The following is a 1910-nucleotide window of genomic DNA, read 5'->3' as shown; positions in this document are numbered from 1 at the left end:
TCGGCCCGCGCAGCGTGCACGTCGTGCGACCCGCTCCCGGTCCGGCCTGGCTCGACGCCGTCACCTGCGCCGCCGGGACACCGAGCGCACGGGCAGCGACGGGGATCGCCGCGGTGCAGCGGGCCGCCGGGGTCGGGGCGGCGCTCGAGGGCGCGGCGGTGCTCGTAGGCGAGGGCTTGGTCGGCGCCGCGGGCTTCGCCGGCGCCGCAGGAGCGCTCGACGCGGGCTTGCTCGGCGCGGGCTTGCTCGGCGCGGGCTTGCTCGGCGCGGGCGTCGTCGGCGCGGGCTTGGCCGGCGGCGGGATGGCGCTCGCAGGAGGCGGACTGCTCGACGGCGGGGTGGTGCCCGACGGCGGCGCAGTGGTGCCGGACGGCGTCGTCGTGCCAGACGGCGGCACAGTGGTCCCCGACGGCGGCACAGTGGTCCCCGACGGCGGCACAGCGGCTCCCACCGGCGGGGCGCCGCTCGACGCGGGCGTGGTCGACGTCGACGCGCTCGACGAGGTGGTGCCCGGCGCGGAGGGGCTGGCGGGCCCGGTCGCCGGCGGGGTGGTGCCGGTCGCGGACGACGTCGTACCGGTCGTCGGCAGGGCCGGAGCCGGCACGGCGAGACCGAGATCCGAACTCGGTGAGCGTGTCGCAGCGATTCCTGGGCGTGTCGCTCCCGAACTCGTGATCACCGGCCCCGCGGGCGCCGGGCGGGCTGCCGGACCCGCGACCGGGCCCGCCGGCAGCGGCGCACCCGGGACGGACCCACCCGCCGTCGACACCCCGCCCGGGACGGGACCGAGCGGGAGCGACCCACCGGCCGTCGAGGGCTCCGGGAGGGCAGCGAGGGTCGGTGCACCGTCGGCGAGCGTCTCACCGGTCCAGGTCGGCTCCGTCGAGTCCGGCACCGGCAGCGCGCCGGAGGCGTAGGCGTCCGCCCAGCGCAGCACGGTGGCCACGTAGGCCTCGGAGTGGTTGTAGCGGAGCACCGCGTCGTGCCGGGCGTCGGCCGAGGCGAGGTCGCCACCCCCGGCGCACAGGTAGCGGGCGGTGGCGAGGCCCGCGTCGAAGACGTTGTCCGGGTCCTCGCGCCCGTCGCCGTTGCCGTCGGCGCCGTAGGTGTGCCAGCTCGAGGGGATGAACTGGGTGGGGCCGACCGCACGGTCCCAGACGGGGTCGTGGTCGAGCGTCCCGCGGTCGGTGTCCGGGATCGCGGCGTTCCCGCCGGTCCCGGTGAGCCGCGGACCGAGGATCGGGCTCAGCGTGGTGCCGTCGGCGTCGACCGCGCCACCGGACGCGTGACCGGACTCGACCTTCCCGATGCCCGCGACGAGCGGCCAGCTCAGCCGGCAGCCGGGCGCGCCACGGTCGACCGTGGTCGCCGCCGAGCGGTAGGCCGCGAGCACCGTCTCGGGGATGCCGAGCCCGGAACCCGTCATCTCGGGGCCGCCGGAGCCGAGATCCGTCGGGAGGCCCGACGGCGGGACGTCCGGGAGCACCGGCGTGGGGTCGGGGAGCTGACCGGTCGCGCCGAAGGCGGTGGTGTCGGGCGGGGGCAGCGCCGTCACGGCGGTCACCGGCGCGCCCGGACCGGCGGCGGCGAGGACCGCGAGCAGGACCAGCGTGCCGAACCCGCACGCGATCGGCACCCGTCGCTTCCCGGGACGCGCCCGGTGGCCGACCCGAGCCGAGACGTCCGCAGCAGACCCGTCCGGAGAAGACCCGTCCGGAACCGACGCTTCCCGCGCCGACACGTCCCGCAGCGCTGTCCACAGCCACGGTCGCCCTCGCGACCGACGATCGTCCCCCACGCGTCCCGTCCCCCCGGGTCGGCGCCCCGGGGGTGACCTCGTCCCCGGGCGTCACCGGGAACGTCGTCCGCGGGGGTGCCGAGCGCTACCGGGATCCACCCGATCCAGCACG

1 protein-coding gene is annotated in these 1910 nt (G+C 78.1%); it reads right to left on the bottom strand.

Annotation, left to right across the window (positions count from 1 at the left end):
- On the bottom strand, positions 1 to 1636 hold a 1636-nt coding region (locus tag VGI02_RS27805), incomplete at its 3' end, for a lytic transglycosylase domain-containing protein (RefSeq protein ID WP_331633096.1).
- Between the last annotated feature and the right edge of the window lie 274 nt (positions 1637 to 1910).

This window comes from Actinomycetospora sp. (assembly GCF_036497245.1).
Taxonomy (GTDB): domain Bacteria; phylum Actinomycetota; class Actinomycetes; order Mycobacteriales; family Pseudonocardiaceae; genus Actinomycetospora.
The sequence above is the reverse complement of the archived record's forward strand: the minus strand, read 5'-3'. Positions and strand labels throughout refer to the sequence as shown.